The sequence below is a fragment of the Kribbella pittospori genome, assembly GCF_004331465.1.
Taxonomy (GTDB): Bacteria; Actinomycetota; Actinomycetes; order Propionibacteriales; family Kribbellaceae; genus Kribbella; species Kribbella pittospori.
Genome location: NZ_SJKB01000002.1, coordinates 90,093 through 105,504, shown reverse-complemented (window position 1 = coordinate 105,504; position 15,412 = coordinate 90,093). Strand labels below are relative to the sequence as shown.

The window sequence follows — 15,412 nt, the reverse complement described above, 5'->3', positions numbered from 1 at the left end:
TTTCGTTGGCTAGGACCACTCGTTGCTGCCGGGGGCTGCCCAGCCTTGGGCGTTGACTGCGGCGGGACGCGCGTCCAGGACCGGCCGCGGTACGGCGAAGGGGCCTGGGGGAGCCTGTGGCGGCGGAGGCAGGACGCCGTACGGGCTGGGTGGGGCGTACGGCGTTGGTGGCGCGAAGGGGCCGGTGTGGGCCGGGCGCGCGGTTGCCAGGCGGTTCAGCTCCCGGCGACGGCGTTCGGCCAGTACGGCGGACAGGTACGCCGGAGCGATCATTGGCACCGGTGGAGCGGGTGCGGTGACTTGGCTGACGCGGTACGCCAGCGCGTCACCCAGTGCGATCCGGGCGTCGGGCTGCAGTTCGGTGAAGCGCCCGAGGTAGTCCCGGGCGGTGTTGGCGAGCTCGTCGGACAGCCGTGACAGCTCCAGCGACTGCGCCCACTGCACCAGGTGGCCGGCCACGAACAGCGGCGGCGACGTCATCGGCTGGTGCCGCTCGCGGATCACCACGGTGCCCGAGACCATGTCCCCGATCCGCTTGCCCTGCTTGTTCATCAGGCTCGCCACGATCCCCGGGCAGGCCGCGAACCACGGCGCGAAGTCGACGAAGAACCAGAACAGCGTACGCACCAGCGCGTGCCGGAACCGGATCGAGCTGCCGTCGTCGCGGACCACCTTCAGCCCGAGCACCATCTTTCCGAGCGTGCGGCCGCGGGTCAGCGTCTCCATCACCACCCGGTAGCCGACCACGACCAGCAAGACGACGATGAAGATCAGCGACACCGCGAGCGCCTCACTCGCGTCCCCACCGATCAGGAAGCCGGTCAGCAGCGAGATCAGCACGCTCAGCACGATGCCCTGCAGCAGTACGTCGATCGCACACGCCAGCGCCCGCGTCGGCATCCGCGCGATCCGCACCTGGAGGACGACCGCTTCCCCCGTGACCAGCTGAGACACCCCGTCGCCCCTCCCTAGACACTCTGTCCGGCTAGTCTGCCAGCGCAAGGAGCCAGTCAGGGGAGGAGGTGCGCTGTGGACGTCGAGGCGTTCGTCTCGGTGCACCAGCCGCAGTGGGACCGGTTGGCCTACCTCACGCGTCGCCAGCGGCGTCTGAGCGGTGCTGAGGCCGAGGAACTGGTCACGCTCTACCAGCGTGTCGGTACGCATCTGGCCGCGCTCCGAGCGGCCGGTGCCGACCCGGTCTCCATCGGACGGCTGTCCGGTCTGATCGCGGATGCCCGGGGTGCCGTCACCGGCGCGCAAGCACCTGTCTGGCGCGACATCTCGAAGTACTTCCTGGTCAGCTTCCCGGCCGCGCTGTACGCGTCCAGACGCTGGTGGGTCACGATCGGCCTGATCTTCTACGTCGTCGTGGCGTGGTCGGCCTGGCGGATCATCGCGCATCCCGAGGTGGTCGACTCCATCGGTACGCCGGACCAGATCCAGCAACTCGTCGACCACGACTTCGAGTCGTACTACTCGGAGAACCCGGCCCGGGACTTCGCGCTGCGGGTGTGGATCAACAACGCGACCATCAGCGCCGCGGTGCTCGCGCTCGGCATCCTCCTGATCCCGTCCGTCTTCATCCTCTGGGACAACGCGCTGAACCTCGGCGTCAGCGCCGGGCTGATGATCAGCCACGACCGGGGCGGCCTGTTCTTCAGCCTGATCACGCCACACGGTCTGCTCGAGCTGACCACGGTCTTCGTCGCCACCGCGGCCGGTCTCCGGCTCGGCTGGTCCTGGATCGTCCCCGGCGCGCGGACCCGGATGCAGGCACTCGCCCAGACCGGTCGCGCGACCGTTGGGATGGCCATCGGTCTGGCCGCGATCCTGCTGGTCACCGGTGTGATCGAAGCATTCGTCACGCCGTTCCTCCCCGGCCCGGTCCGGATCACGATCGGCATCCTGGCCGAGCTCGGTTTCTTCGTGTACGTCTGGACCCTCGGCCGCCGCGCCGCCCGCTCCGGCGAGTACGGCGACATCGACGAAGCCGACCGCGAAGCCACCGCCCCCGTCTCCGCCTGACCGTTTGCCCGTGGGCACTGGGCTTGGGTGAAGACTGCCCAGGAAGTCAGGACGAGCCAGTGGTACGGCGTCGCGATCACCGTCGGGTTGATCGCCTACGGCGTCGTGCACCTGCTGATCGCGTGGATCGCACTGCAACTCGCCTGGGGCAAGTCGTCGGAGGAGGCGTCCCAGCAGGGCGCGCTCCAGGAACTGGCCGGCAAACCGCTCGGCGGCGTACGGCTGTGGATCGTCGCGATCGGCCTGTTCGCGCTGGTGATCTGGCGTGCCCTCGACATCGCGTACGGCGCCCTGGACCTCTCACAGACCGTGCGGTCGGTGGGGCGCGCGATCGTCTATCTGGTGCTCGGTGTGAGCGCGGTGAAGGTTGCAATGGGCTCGGGCGGATCCAGCTCCGGTCAGTCGCGCACTGTCAGCGCCCGGCTGATGGGGAACGGTGCCGGACGGCTGCTGATCATCGCGATCGGTGTCGGCATCGTGGCGGTCGGCGTACACCAGCTGTACAAGGCGGTGACGAAGAAGTTCACCGAGGACCTGGTCGGCGGCGTCTCCGAGACGACCATCCTGCTCGGCCGGATCGGGTACGCCGCCAAGGGCATCGCGTTCGTGATCGTCGGCATCCTGTTCGCCTGGGCCGCGATCGACTACGACCCGCAGAAGGCCGGCGGCCTCGACACCGCACTCCGCACAGTCAAGGACCAGCCCTTCGGCCCAGTCCTCCTCACCATCCTCGCACTGGGCCTGGCCGCCTTCGCCCTCTACGCCTTCATCTGGTCCCGCAACGCCCGCAAGTGATCAGCCGATCGGTACGTCGCGGCGCCTCCAACCGACCAGGCCGATGGTGCCGACGATGATGGTGATGGCCAGAAGGACGATCAGCGGGGTTGCGGAGAGGGAGCCGCCGGGGAGGCGGGGGAGGTGGGTGAAGGGGGAGATGTCGTTCGTCCAGTCGGCGAGTTGGACGCCGGCGTTGGTGAAGCCGATCAGGATGCAGATGCCGGGACCCGCCCACGCCGCCGGGGAGATGCGCGGGAAGAGGCCGAAGATCGCGAGGGCGATCGCCGCCAGCAACCACACGGCGGGCAGTTGCCCCAAAGACGCACCGATCAGCCGGGGAATCTGCTTGCCGACGTCGTCAACCGCCAACCCATACGCGAGTCCCGCGGTGAGCCCGGACGCGAACAGAGCCAACGCCGGACCGAGCACCCCGAACAGCAGGTGACTCCCGGCCCACCGCAACCGGCCGGTCGCGGTAGCGAGCACCGGCTCGGCCCGCCCACTCGTCTCCTCAGCCCGCAACCGCAGCGTCGCCTGTACGGCGTACGCGGACGCGATCAGCCCGAGGATCGTCATCACCCCGGCGAAGAACGAGTCGATCAACCCGGCCGAACCACCGAGCCGCTCGAACATCTCCTTGGCCTTCGGCTCGTCGCGCAGGATGTCGCCGACCCCTTCGGCCACACCGCCGAACAGCAAGCCCAGCAAGGCGAATCCGACTGTCCACGCCACCAGCAGCCCACGGTGCAACCGCCACGCCAGTCCCAACGGCGAACCGAGTCTGCCCTCGGCCGGTCCCAGTCGAGCCGGCAACAGTCCGGCGCCGACGTCCCGCCGTACGGCGAGATTGATGGCGACGGCAACGAGTACGGCGGTTGCCGCAAGCATCACCACGGCCAGCCACCAACGGTTCTCGCCGTACGGGTGGATGCGCTGCGCCCAGGCGATCGGCGACAACCACGACAGCCACGCCAGCGGGCCGTCCGTGTGCGCACTCGTGTCGCCCGCGGCCCGCAGTACGTACGCCGCCGCGAGCACACTGATCGCGATACCGCGCGACGTCCCCGCGTTGGCGGAGAGCTGCGCGGCCACCGCACCAATCGCGGCGAAGAACCAGCCGGTGGTGGCGAATTCGGCGCCGATGGCAACGGATCCGGACCACGGCAGGTCCTGGCCGTGCATGCCCAGGGCAAGCAGTACGGCGAGCACCAGGTTCGCACCGAACGTCGACAGCAGGGCCGCCGCGAGTCCCGCGTGCCGGCCGACGACGCTCGAGCCGAGCAGTTCGCTGCGGCCGGTCTCCTCCTCGACGCGGGTGTGCCGGATCACCGTGAGCAGGCTGATCAGCCCGACCATCACCGGCACGAATCCCAGTCGCCAGGTGACGAACTCACCGAGACTCGTCCCGGACAGTTCGCCGTACAAGGTGATGAAGCCGGCGTTGTTCGCGTAGTCGAGCCGCGACTGCGCGGTCGGGAACAGATCGCCGTACTGCTTGACGTAGCTCATCGGGATCGCGCAGAGCACCACGATCCAGATCGGCAGGATGATCCGGTCCCGGCGCAGGATCAGCCGGATCAGACCGCCGGTGCCGGCCAGCGTTTTCATTTCGCCGCCTCCGGTTCGTACAGCCGCAGGAACAGCTCCTCCAACGACGGCGGCTGACTGACCAGACTCCGTACGCCGATCTCCGTGAGCCGTCGCAGTACCGAGTTGATCTCGTCGGTGTCGACGTCGAACCGGACCAGGCCGTCCTCGACGCGCAGGTCGTGGATGCCTTCGAGCTGGGCGAGTCCGTTCATCGTGCCGACCAGCTCGGCCCGGATCGACGTACGGGTCAGGTGCCGCAGCTCGGACAGGGTGCCGCTCTCGACGGCGCGGCCGGCCCTGATGATCGTGACCCGGTCGCACAGTGCCTCGACCTCGGACAGGATGTGGCTGGACAGCAGGACCGTCCGGCCGTCCCGGTCGCTGACCTCCTGGACGACCTCGCGGAACACCTCCTCCATCAACGGATCCAGGCCCGAAGTGGGCTCGTCGAGCAGCAACAGTTCGACGTCGGAGGCGAGCGCCGCGACCAACGCGACCTTCTGCCGGTTGCCCTTCGAGTAGGTGCGGGCCTTCTTGCGCGGGTCGAGATCGAATCGCTCGAGCAGGTCGGCCTTGCGCTTCTTGTCCAGCCCGCCGCGCATCCGGCCGAGCAGGTCGATGGCTTCGCCGCCGGACAGGTTCGGCCACAGCGTCACATCGCCCGGGACATAGGCGAGTCGCTTGTGCAGCTCGGTGGCGTCCGACCACGGATCGCTGTCCAGCAGCCGTGCGGTGCCGGAGCTTGCCCGGGTCATCCCGAGCAGGATCCGGATCGTGGTGGTCTTCCCCGCGCCGTTGGGGCCGAGGAAGCCGTGCACCTCACCGGTTCGCACCGTGAGGTCGAGGCCGTCCAGGGCACGAGTGCGCCCGAATGTCTTGACCAGACCTTCCGTGCTGATCGCAGCCGGCATGATCAGTTCTCCTCAGATCTCTTCCGTAGTTGTTCGGCTTGTTCTTCGGTGATCAGGGGGATGGTGAAGACCTCCATCAGCCCCTGGCCGATCCGGGCGTACCCGGCCGGTGTGGTGATGTCCTCGCCCAGCGCCTTCGAGACCTGGTCGCGGAAGACGAAGACGCTCAGCTTGATCGCGGCCATCGCCGCCGCGTAGGCCCGCCGGTCGGTGGGGTGGATGCCGTAGCTGGTGGTCCACTCCTCGATGCTGTCGACGGCGCCGAGGAACAGGGCGGCCGCGGTCTCCGAGCCGTCCATCATCGAGCGGACCAGGTAGAGCTGGAGCGGGAACACCCGCGGATGCAGGGTTGCCGGGTCGAGGGCGGCGACCCCACCCGCATCGGTGAGCTCCTCGCCGACCTCCAGCATCCGTTCCTTCGCGTACTCGTCGCAGGCGTCGCGCAGCGCCTCCTTCGACCCGAAGTGATGCCGCACCAGGCCGGACGAAACGCCGGCCTCCGCCGCGATGTCGCGGATGCTCGCGCCCTCGATGCCGCGCTCCCCGAACAGGCGGATCGCCGCGTCCCGGATCCGGGCTCGCGCGGTCAGGTCGTCGATCGGACGTTCCATGGTGCTCCTCTCGCTACACACAAGAGCAAACTCCTACACGACCGTGTAGTCAAGTGGAAAATGATTACGACTTCTGGAAACACTTGTGTGACAAAGTTCCGCATCTCGTTGACAGGAGAGCGCTTGCTGGTGTGGTTTCGTCACCAAACCAACACGCACGGTGGAAGGTGGGGCGGATGAGGAAGCTGTTCGCGGCGATCGCGGCGCTGGGTCTGCTGGTGGTGTCTCCCGGTACGGCGCAGGCCGCCGAGCCGGCCAAGAAGGTCGTGAAGGTCGGGGTCACCCAGTCGGTCGACTCGATGAACCCGTTCCTGGCCGTCCGGCTGGTGACCGGGGCCATCCAGCGGTTGATGTACGGCTTCCTGACCGTGCCGGACTCGAAGACGCTGCAGCCCAGCCCGGATCTGGCCGAGTCCTGGAAGACGTCGCCGGACGGGTTGACCTGGACCTTCACGATCCGGCAGGCGAAGTGGTCCGACGGGCAGCCGATCACCGCCGACGACGCGGCCTGGACGTTCAACAAGATGATCACCGACGACGCCGCCAAGTTCGGCAACGGCCCGGCGGTGGCCAACTTCGCGAGCGTGACCGCGAACGGCCAGGAGTTGACGATCAAGCTGAAGACCCCGCAGGCGTCGATGCTGGACAACCCGGTCCCGATCATGCCCAAGCACATCTGGGAGAAGGTCAAGGACATCTCGAAGTACGAGGCCGACGAGTTCCCGACCGTCGGCAGTGGTCCGTACAAGGCGGTGGAGTACAAGAAGGACCAGTTCGTCCGGCTCGAGGCGAACCCGGACTACTGGCGCGGGCGTCCGAAGATCGACGAACTGCAGGTGATCTTCTACGACAACCCGGCCGCCGCGATCGTCGGTCTGAAGAAGGGCGACATCGACCTGATCGGCCGGCTGAACCCGCCGGACTTCGAGGCGCTCAAGGGCGACGCCAACATCGTCCAGTGGAACACCCAGGGCCGGCGGGCGTCGTACCTGCAGATCAACCACGGCGCGACCACCACCGACAACAAGCCGATCGGTGACGGGCACCCGGCCCTGAAGGACGTCCGGGTGCGGACCGCGTTGCACTACGCGATCGACAAGCAGAAGCTGGTCGACGAGGTGCAGAACGGGCTGGCCAAGCCGGCCGACGGCTCGATCATCCCGCCGCTGTACAAGGACTTCTTCTGGGAGGCCAGTGGCGACGAGAAGGTGACGTACGACGTTGCCAAGGCCAACAAGATCCTCGACGACGCGGGTTACAAGAAGGGGCCGGACGGCATCCGGACGATGCCGGACGGGTCGCGCAAGCTGCAGTTCCGGTTCAGCATCCACACCGACACCCCGATCGAGGACAAGCTGGCCGAGTACCTGACCGGCTGGTTCAAGGAGATCGGCATCGGCCTGAGCACCAAGCGGCTCGACTCCACCAAGTTCACCGAGGAGACCGGCGTCACCGCGCTGTTCGACATCGCGATCAGCGGCTGGTCGGTCAACCCGGACCCGGAGGAGGTGCTCGGCACGCACCTGTGCAGCCGGCGTCCGACCGCGTCCGGTCAGGGTGGCGGGACCGAGTCGTTCTACTGCGACCCGCAGTACGAGGACCTGTACCTGCAGCAGCAGAAGGAGCTCGACCGGCCGAAGCGGGCCGCGATCATCAAGAAGATGGAGGAGCGGCTCTACACCGACGCTCCGGTGATCGCGCTCTACTACCCGAACGACCTCGAGGGCTACCGCAAGGACCGGATCGCCGGCATCACGCCGATCCCGGAGGACAACGGCCTGCTGTACGGAGGCAGCGGCTACTGGCCGTTCTACACGGTCGACACGGTCACGGCCGACGGTGGTGAGGACGGGATCAGCGGCGGAGAGCTGGCCGGCATCATCGGTGGTGTCGCGGGTGGTGCCGTGGTGGTTGCCCTGGGCGCCTTCGTGATGATGCGCCGCCGCCAGGACGTCGCCGACGAGCGCGAATGACGGTCAGCCAGCCCGCCGTCGAGGCTCTGGAGGAGAGCCCGACCCGCTACGGTCTGCTGCGGTACGCAGCGGCCAAGGCGGGCGGGGCCCTGCTCAGCATCGCGATGGTGATCGTTGCGACGTTCTTCCTGTTCCGGTTGCTGCCCGGCGATCCGGTGCGGGCGCTCGCCCAGGGCCGCAACATGACGCCCGAACAACTCGATCTGGAACGGGCCCGGCTCGGTCTGGACAAGTCGATCCCCGAGCAGTTCGTGCATTTCGTCAAGCAGACGCTGCAGTTCGACCTCGGGACCTCGTACGAGTACAAGCGGCCGGTGATCGACCTGATCGGGGAGCGGATCGGCTCGACACTGCTGCTGACCGGGACCGCGCTGGTGATGGCGGTCAGCCTCGGGATCTGGCAGGGCGCGCGGGCCGGGTGGAAGCCGGGCAGCCGGTTCGACAAGTTCTCGACCGCGATCTCGCTGGTGCTGTGGTCGGTGCCGACGTTCTGGCTCGGGCTCCTGCTGCTGATGGTGTTCGCTGCGGGCATCGGGCCGATCCCGGGCGTCTTCCCGACCCGCGGTATCTCCAGCGTGGACGCGCCGGACGGGTTCGGGTACGTCCTCGACGTCGCGCAGCACATGGTGCTGCCGTGCCTGACCATGGTCGCGGTCGTGTACGCGCAGTACCTGCTGGTGATGCGGTCGTCGGTGCTGGACGAGGTCGGGCAGGACTACATCACCACGGCGCGCGCGAAGGGGTTGCGCGACGACGACATCCGGCGGAGGCACGCCGTACCGAACGCGTTGCTGCCGACGGTGACGCTGGTGTTCATGCGGATCGGGTTCGTGGTCGGAGGTGCGGTGACGGTCGAGGCGATCTTCAGCTGGCCGGGGCTCGGGCAGTTGTTCTACGACGCGATCCGGGTGCCGGACTTCACGCTGATGCAGGGCACGTTCCTGCTGATCACGGTGTCGGTGATCGTGATGAACACGCTGGCCGACGTGGTGTACCACGTCCTTGACCCGAGGGTGAGGTCGGCATGAGTGGCGTGATGTGGGTCCGGCGGCAGCGGGCGTTGCGACGGTTCGGGTCGGAGTTCCGTGCGCACAGGGCCGGGATGGTGGGGCTCGCCATCCTGTTGGTCGCGGTGGTGCTCGCACTGATCGCGCCGCTGTTCATCGATGCCGGCGTGACGAACGTGGTGAGCGGGACCCGCGAGAAGATGGCGCCGCCGAGCATCCACGACCCGCTGGGCACGGACGAGTCCGGGCGGTCCGTGCTGCTGATGATCTGGTGGGGATCGCGGACCTCGTTGCTGATCGGGTTCCTGGCCGCGTTGCTCAGCATGGTGATCGGTACGACGTTCGGTATCGCGGCCGGGCACTTCCGGGGCTGGGTCGGAGCGATCATCCTGCGCATCACCGACTGGTTCCTGGTGCTGCCGTCGCTGGTCACCGCGCTGGTGCTGGCCGCGATCCTCGGTGGCAGTACGGCGACGATCATCGTCGCGATCGGCGTGACTTCGTGGCCGTCGACGGCCCGGCTGATCCGGGCGCAGACACTGGCGGTAGAGGCGCGCCCGTACATCGAACGGTCGCTTGCCCTCGGCGCCGGGCACTGGCACATCACCACCCGGCATGTGTTCCCGAACGTCGCACCGTTGCTGCTGGCAAGTACGACGCTGGAGGTGGCGAGCGCGATCGTGACCGAGTCGACGCTGGCGTTCCTCGGCGTCAGTGCGAACAAGACCTCGTGGGGGACGATGTTGCGTGGTTCGTACGACTGGGGTGCGGCGACTGCGGGCGCGTGGTGGTACATCTTGTTGCCGGGTCTCTGCATCGTGCTCGTGGTGATGGCATTCACCTTGTGTGGAAGGGCTTTGGAGTCCGTGCTCAATCCCCGGTTGCGGACGAGGGCGGCGTGATGAGTCTGCTCGAGTTGGACGAGGTGTCCGTCACGTATCGCATTGCGTCCGGCGACGTTCCCGCCGTACGCGGAGTGTCGTTGTCGTTGGAAGCGGGGGAGGCTGTCGGGCTGGCGGGTGAGTCGGGATCCGGCAAGTCGTCGGTGGCGATGGCGTTGCTGCGGTTGCTGCCGCGGTCGGCGCGGGTCGACGGGCGGATCCTGCTGCACGGCGAGGACGTGCTGGCGATGAAGTGGGGGCGGCTGCGGGCGGTTCGCTGGTCGGAGGCGTCGATCGTGTTCCAGGGTGCGCAGCATGGGCTGAACCCGGTGCAGCGGATCGGTGACCAGATCGCCGAGCCCTTGCTCGTGCACAAGTTGTCGACGCCTGCTGAGGCTTCGGTGCGGGTGCGGGAGTTGCTGGAGCAGGTCGGGTTGCCGACGTGGCGGGCTCGGAGCTATCCGCATGAGCTGAGTGGTGGCCAACGGCAACGAGTGATGATCGCGATGGCGTTGGCCTGTTCGCCGCGGCTGATCATCGCGGACGAACCGACGACCGCGCTTGATCTGATGGTGCAGGCGCAGGTGCTGACGTTGATCCGGAAGTTGATCGCCGAGCACGACATCTCGCTGCTGATGATCTCGCATGACCTGTCCGTGCTGGCTGATGTGTGCGACCGGCTGGCGATCATGTACGCCGGTCGGCTGGTCGAGCAGGGTCCGTCATCGGGGGACTTCCGGCATCCGTACAGCCAGGCGCTGGCGGCGGCGTTCCCGACGGTTGGCGATCCGGCATCGCGGCTCGCGCCGCGCGGGCTGGCCGGCGATCCACCGGATCCGCAGCAGTTGCCCGGTGGGTGTGCGTTCCATCCGCGGTGTCCGGCGGCTCTGCCGGACTGCTCGACGACAACCGTCGACCTGCGTCCGGCCGGTCCGGGGCGGGCGGCTGCCTGTCTGCTCGTGGGGAGGGATCTTGCTAGAGGCAACTGAGGTGAAGGTTTCGTTCGGTGGCCGCGGTGGTCGGCAGGCTCGGGCCGTTGACGGTGTGAACCTGACCGTCGCGCCGGGGGAGATCGTCGCGCTGGTGGGCGAATCCGGGTGCGGCAAAACGACACTCGCCCGTACCTTGCTCGGTCTTGAACGGCCGACGTCCGGCCAGGTCTCGTACGACGGGACGCCGTTGAGCTACACGGGCCGTCGGCTGCGGGCGTTCCGGCGGCAGGTGCAGTTGGTGTTGCAGGATCCGATGGGGTCGCTGAATCCGCGGCAGACCGTGTACGAGGCGGTCGCCGAGGGGCCGCGGATCCACGGGCTGCCGGACGAGGAGAAGGTCGTCGCGGACGCGTTGTCGCGCGCGGGCTTGCGGCCGCCGGAGCGGTTCTTCCTGCGCTATCCGCACGAACTGTCGGGCGGTCAGCGGCAGCGCGTGGTGATCGCTGGTGCATTGGCGTTGAGTCCCAAGGTGCTGATCGCCGACGAGCCGGTCGCGTCGCTGGACGCATCCGTGCGGGGCGAGATCCTGTCGCTGCTGCTCCGGCTCCGGGACGACCTTGGCCTTGCCGCGCTCGTGGTCACGCACGACCTGGGTCTCGCCTGGAACATCGCAGACCGGGTCGCCGTCATGTACCTCGGCCGCATCGTCGAGTCCGGCCCCACCGAAGACGTCCTGACCAACCCCCAACACCCGTACACCCAGGCCCTCCTGTCAGTCCTTCCCGAGTCCCCCGAACGCATCGTCCTCACCGGCGAACCTCCCGACCCGACCCGAATCCCCACCGGCTGCCGCTTCCACCCCCGCTGCCAGCTGGCCCTCACCCCCGCCTGCCACAGCACCCCCCTCCAAATCCTCCCCGCCACCACCACGGCCCAAGTCGCCTGCCACCTAGCCCCAGTACGCACCACCACCTAACCCACCCGCACACCCCAACCAGCAAACCCCTCGCCAGCTCACTCGCCACACCACAGCCGCACCCCTCCGCGCCCCCGCCTCTGCGGCACCCATCGCAAGCTCACCCGCCCCACCCCCACAGCCCGCGCCAGCCCGCCCGTCCGACCATCATTCGAGGGGATAACCCCTGGTGTTGTGGGTTCTCCGCTTCTGCGCGAGGGGAGAACCCACAACTCGAGGGGTTATCCGGTCGAGTGACCACCTCAACCCACCGGTCCCACCGGCGTCCGGGCAGCTGGCTCGTTCTCAGGTGACACGTGCATCTGGACAGGTAGTGCACCTGCGATACGCCGTACACGGAGCACAGACAGCGCTCAGGTGCACTACGTCTGCGTCGGTACTACCTGTCCTCGTGCACGTTTGCCCTCGATCGCGGGGCCTGGCAGTCCTTCCAGCGGTTGACAATAGTTAACGAGAAGTAGAACTATTGCGGCATGGTGGAAGATCAGGTCGATCGGTTCTTCGAGGTGCTGGCCGATCCGACCCGGCGGCAGGTCGTGCGGCTGCTGGGGGACGGGCCACAAAGGGCCGGGCAGCTCGCCACGGCCACCGGCTCGTCGTCGCCGGCGATGAGCCGGCACCTGCGCATCCTGCTGGCGGCCGGCCTGGTTGCCGACGAACGCGGTCCCGACGACGCCCGCGTCCGGATCTTCCGCCTCAACCCGGAGCCCGTGGTCGCCGTACAGGCCTGGCTCGACCAGGTCCAAGCGCACTGGCGCGACCAACTCAGCTCGTTCAAACGGCACGTCGAGCAGAAGGAGTCATCGTGACCGACCACTCCGCCACCACGTCGGTCGAGGTGACCGTCGACCCGGCCACCGCCTTCCGCGTGTTCACCGAAGAGATCGATCTGTGGTGGGTGCGCGGGCCGATCAACTTCATGGACTCCGCCCGGCTGCTCGAGTTGCGGATCGAGCCGGGTGTCGGTGGACGGTTCCTCGAGGTCTACGGCACCGACGACGTCCTCGAATCCGGCCGGATCACGGAGTGGGAGCCGGGTACGGCGTTCGCCTATCGCAATCCGGCCGAGGACGTCGAGACCCGGGTTCGCTTCGACCCGATCGACGGCGGCACCCGCGTGACCGTCGTACAGGCGTTGCTCAAGGACGGCGCCGACACGGCATTCGTCTGGCCGAACGTACTGCACTGGCTGCCCGCCTGGATCGCCCGCCGTGACTCGGCTCCGCGTACGCCGCGTGAGCTCGACCGGCTCGCGATCGCCTTGTACTACGAGGATCCGGCCGCGGCGGCGCGCTGGCTGCACACTGTCTTCGGCCTCGACTCGTGGGACAAGATCCCGGCCGAGGGACAGCAGCCGTCCTGGATCGAACTGCACGTCGGCTCCGCCGCGATCCTCCTCTGCAAGCGCACCGAGTCTGCCGCGCCGGCAGCCGACCATGCCGTCTGGGTGTACGTCGACGACCTCGACGCGCACTTCGCCCAGGCCCAGTCGAACGGCGCCAAGATCCTGTCCGAGATCCAGCAGTACGGCTACCGCTCGTACGACGCCGAGGACCTCGAAGGCCACCGCTGGACCTTCCTGCAGGCCCGCCCGACCCAGCAGTGAAGGAGTCATCGTGACGCAGGAGTCTGTGAAGCCGTCGGCGACGGCTTCGGTTGAGGTGGCGGTTGATCCGGCGACCGCGTTCCGGGTGTTCACCGAGGAGATCGATCTGTGGTGGTTGCGGAGCCCGATCAACTTCTGGGAATCCGGGCGGGTGATCGCGATGCGGCTGGAGCCGGGCGTAGGCGGCCGCATTCTGGAGGTCTACCGAACCGAGCCGGAGGACGCGCTCGAGCTCGGCACCATCACCGTCTGGGAGCCGGGTGAGCTGCTCGCATACCGCAGTTCCGTCGACGACACCGAGACCAAGGTCAGCTTCGACGCGATCGACGGCGGCACCCGCGTCACCGTCGTCCAATCGTTGGTCGAGGGTGGCGACAAGGCCTTCTACTTCTGGCCGAACGTGATCCGCTGGATCCCCGCCTGGGTCGCCCGCCGCGACACCGCGCCGCCCACCCCGCGTGAGCTCGACCGCCTCGCAATCGGCTTGTACTACGAGGATCCCGCCGCCGCGGCCCGTTGGCTGCACACCGTCTTCGGCCTCAACTCCTGGGACACGATCCCCGCCGAGGGCGAGGACCCGTCCTGGATCGAACTCCACGTCGGCTCGGCCGCAGTACTCCTCTTCAAACGCACCGACCAGGCCGCACCGTCAGCCGACCACAACGTCTGGGTGTACGTCGACGACCTCGACGCGCACTTCGCCCAAGCCCAATCCAACGGCGCCAAAATCCTCTCCGACATCCACCACCACGGCTACCGCTCCTACGACGCCGAAGACCCAGAAGGCCACCACTGGACCTTCCTCCAAGCCCGCCCGACTCAACTGTGATTACAGGCGGCCGGCCTTCTTCAACGCCAGGTAGGTGTCGGCTAGGGCTGGGGCTATGGTGTCTGGGTTTTCGTCGAGGACGGTGACGCCGGCTCGGGTGAGGACGGCGGTTACGCGTTCTCGGTCGAGGCGGGTTCGGGCGGCGGAGGCGGCGCCGTAGACCTCGGGGAGGTCGGAGCGGGTGGACTCGAGTTCGGTGAGGCGGGGGTCGGCGACCGACGCGAGGACGATGACGTGACGGCGGAGCAGTGGGCCGATGACGGGGAGGAGGGACTCCTCGATCACCGCCGGGTCCAAGCCTGTCAGCAGTACGACGAGAGAACGCTGGCCTAACCGCTCGAGCACCTGGGACACGACGACGCGGAAATCGGTCTGGACGAGCTCAGCCTCGACGTTCGCCAACGCGTTCACGAACGACGGCAGCACGTCCTCCGGCGCGGGACGTCGTACGTCGGCCCGGACCGCGGAATCGCAAGCCAGCAAGGAAACCCGGTCACCGGCCCGGGTCGCGAGCGCGGCCAGCAGGAGTGCCGCGTCCATTGCGTGGTCGAGCCGCGGTGCGTCGCCGACTCGTCCGGCTGACATCCGGCCGGAGTCGATCACGATGGCGACCTGGCGATCGCGCTCCGGCCGCCAGGTCCGCAGTACGACGTTGCCGCGACGGGCCGTCGCACGCCAGTCGATGCTGCGTACGTCGTCACCCGGCACATAGTCACGCAGCGAGTCGAACTCGGTGCCCTGACCCCGCACCAGCAGAGCGGTCCGCCCGTCCAGCTCCCGCAACCGCGCCAGCCGCGACGGCAGGTGCTTGCGACTCTTGAACGGCGGCAACGCCCGGACCGTCCACTGCACCCGGTGCGACCCCTGCCGGCCCGCGAAACCGAGCGGACCGATCGACCTGATCGTCACCCGATCCGCCTGCCGGTCCCCGCGCCGCGTCGGCAGCAGATTGGTCGTCAGCCGTCGCCGCTCCCCGTGCGGCAGGTTCAGCTTGTGTGGCGGATCCAGTACTCCGGCCGACGGCGGCCACGCATCACGCAACAGACCACGCACCCGCCGACCCGGATTGGCCACCAGCAGGTTCACCGCAGCGTGCTCACCCAGTCGTACGGCGGTGTCGCCCTCGCGGCTCAACTGCAGTCGCCGAGGCGAACCGGCCAGCAACATGTCCACCACGCACACCACAACAACGACCGCGACGACCAGACCGACGCCACCCCAGCTCGGCATCGCCAGAGCGACGAAGAGGACTCCGGCTGCGGCCAGCAGAGCGGCCCTGTATGTGAGCACCATG

15 protein-coding genes are annotated in these 15,412 nt (G+C 68.0%); 10 read left to right on the top strand and 5 right to left on the bottom strand.

What is annotated here, in order from left to right:
* Positions 1-9: 9 nt before the first annotated feature.
* Positions 10-954, bottom strand: coding sequence for an RDD family protein (locus E0H73_RS06990; RefSeq protein WP_238163867.1), 945 nt, complete (start codon positions 952-954; stop codon positions 10-12).
* 75 nt (positions 955-1,029) lie between these two features.
* Between E0H73_RS06990 and E0H73_RS06985 the strand changes: the two genes are divergently transcribed.
* Complete coding sequence (locus tag E0H73_RS06985) at positions 1,030-2,025, top strand: stage II sporulation protein M (protein ID WP_131352668.1); 996 nt, start codon at positions 1,030-1,032, stop codon at positions 2,023-2,025.
* Positions 2,026-2,052: 27 nt separating this feature from the next.
* Positions 2,053-2,820 carry a DUF1206 domain-containing protein gene (locus E0H73_RS06980; protein ID WP_131352667.1) on the top strand — a complete coding sequence of 256 codons (768 nt, stop codon included), beginning with the start codon at positions 2,053-2,055 and terminating at the stop codon, positions 2,818-2,820.
* Here E0H73_RS06980 and E0H73_RS06975 read toward each other — a convergent pair whose 3' ends face one another.
* The 3 genes from E0H73_RS06975 to E0H73_RS06965 are packed head-to-tail and all read right to left on the bottom strand — an operon-like array spanning position 2,821 to position 5,914.
* Positions 2,821-4,410 (bottom strand): ABC transporter permease, encoded by a 1,590-nt coding sequence (locus E0H73_RS06975; protein ID WP_131352666.1) that lies wholly within the window; start codon positions 4,408-4,410, stop codon positions 2,821-2,823.
* A complete protein-coding gene (locus E0H73_RS06970) occupies positions 4,407-5,303 on the bottom strand; it encodes an ABC transporter ATP-binding protein (RefSeq protein ID WP_131352665.1) in 897 nt (298 codons plus the stop codon). Before E0H73_RS06970 ends, E0H73_RS06975 begins: the two co-directional genes overlap by 4 nt.
* Positions 5,304-5,305: 2 nt before the next feature.
* Positions 5,306-5,914, bottom strand: coding sequence for a TetR/AcrR family transcriptional regulator (locus E0H73_RS06965; RefSeq protein ID WP_131352664.1), 609 nt, complete (start codon positions 5,912-5,914; stop codon positions 5,306-5,308).
* A 176-nt stretch (positions 5,915-6,090) separates the two neighbouring features.
* Between E0H73_RS06965 and E0H73_RS06960 the strand changes: the two genes are divergently transcribed.
* From E0H73_RS06960 to E0H73_RS06925, 8 genes are all read left to right on the top strand, one after another.
* Positions 6,091-7,887 (top strand): ABC transporter substrate-binding protein, encoded by a 1,797-nt coding sequence (locus E0H73_RS06960; protein ID WP_131352663.1) that lies wholly within the window; start codon positions 6,091-6,093, stop codon positions 7,885-7,887.
* On the top strand, positions 7,884-8,915 hold the full coding sequence (locus E0H73_RS06955) for an ABC transporter permease (RefSeq protein WP_131352662.1): 1,032 nt from the start codon (positions 7,884-7,886) through the stop codon (positions 8,913-8,915). Before E0H73_RS06960 ends, E0H73_RS06955 begins: the two co-directional genes overlap by 4 nt.
* Complete coding sequence (locus E0H73_RS06950) at positions 8,912-9,796, top strand: ABC transporter permease (RefSeq protein WP_131352661.1); 885 nt, start codon at positions 8,912-8,914, stop codon at positions 9,794-9,796. The genes E0H73_RS06955 and E0H73_RS06950 overlap by 4 nt, the downstream gene beginning before the upstream one ends.
* Complete coding sequence (locus E0H73_RS06945; protein WP_131353272.1) at positions 9,796-10,764, top strand: ABC transporter ATP-binding protein; 969 nt, start codon at positions 9,796-9,798, stop codon at positions 10,762-10,764. The genes E0H73_RS06950 and E0H73_RS06945 overlap by 1 nt, the downstream gene beginning before the upstream one ends.
* Positions 10,748-11,683: an ABC transporter ATP-binding protein gene (locus E0H73_RS06940; protein WP_131352660.1), complete on the top strand. Its 936-nt coding sequence runs from the start codon at positions 10,748-10,750 to the stop codon at positions 11,681-11,683. Before E0H73_RS06945 ends, E0H73_RS06940 begins: the two co-directional genes overlap by 17 nt.
* A 473-nt stretch (positions 11,684-12,156) precedes the next feature.
* Complete coding sequence (locus E0H73_RS06935) at positions 12,157-12,492, top strand: ArsR/SmtB family transcription factor (RefSeq protein ID WP_131352659.1); 336 nt, start codon at positions 12,157-12,159, stop codon at positions 12,490-12,492.
* A complete protein-coding gene (locus E0H73_RS06930) occupies positions 12,489-13,289 on the top strand; it encodes a VOC family protein (RefSeq protein ID WP_131352658.1) in 801 nt (266 codons plus the stop codon). Before E0H73_RS06935 ends, E0H73_RS06930 begins: the two co-directional genes overlap by 4 nt.
* 10 nt (positions 13,290-13,299) lie before the next feature.
* Entirely contained in the window at positions 13,300-14,118 is an 819-nt protein-coding gene (locus E0H73_RS06925; protein WP_238163866.1) for a VOC family protein, read from the top strand.
* On the opposite strand, the gene E0H73_RS06920 is transcribed toward E0H73_RS06925, so the two are convergent.
* The gene (locus E0H73_RS06920) at positions 14,119-15,411 is read right to left on the bottom strand and encodes a DUF58 domain-containing protein (RefSeq protein WP_131352657.1); all 1,293 of its coding nucleotides are present in this window, start codon (positions 15,409-15,411) and stop codon (positions 14,119-14,121) included.
* Between the last annotated feature and the right edge of the window lies 1 nt (position 15,412).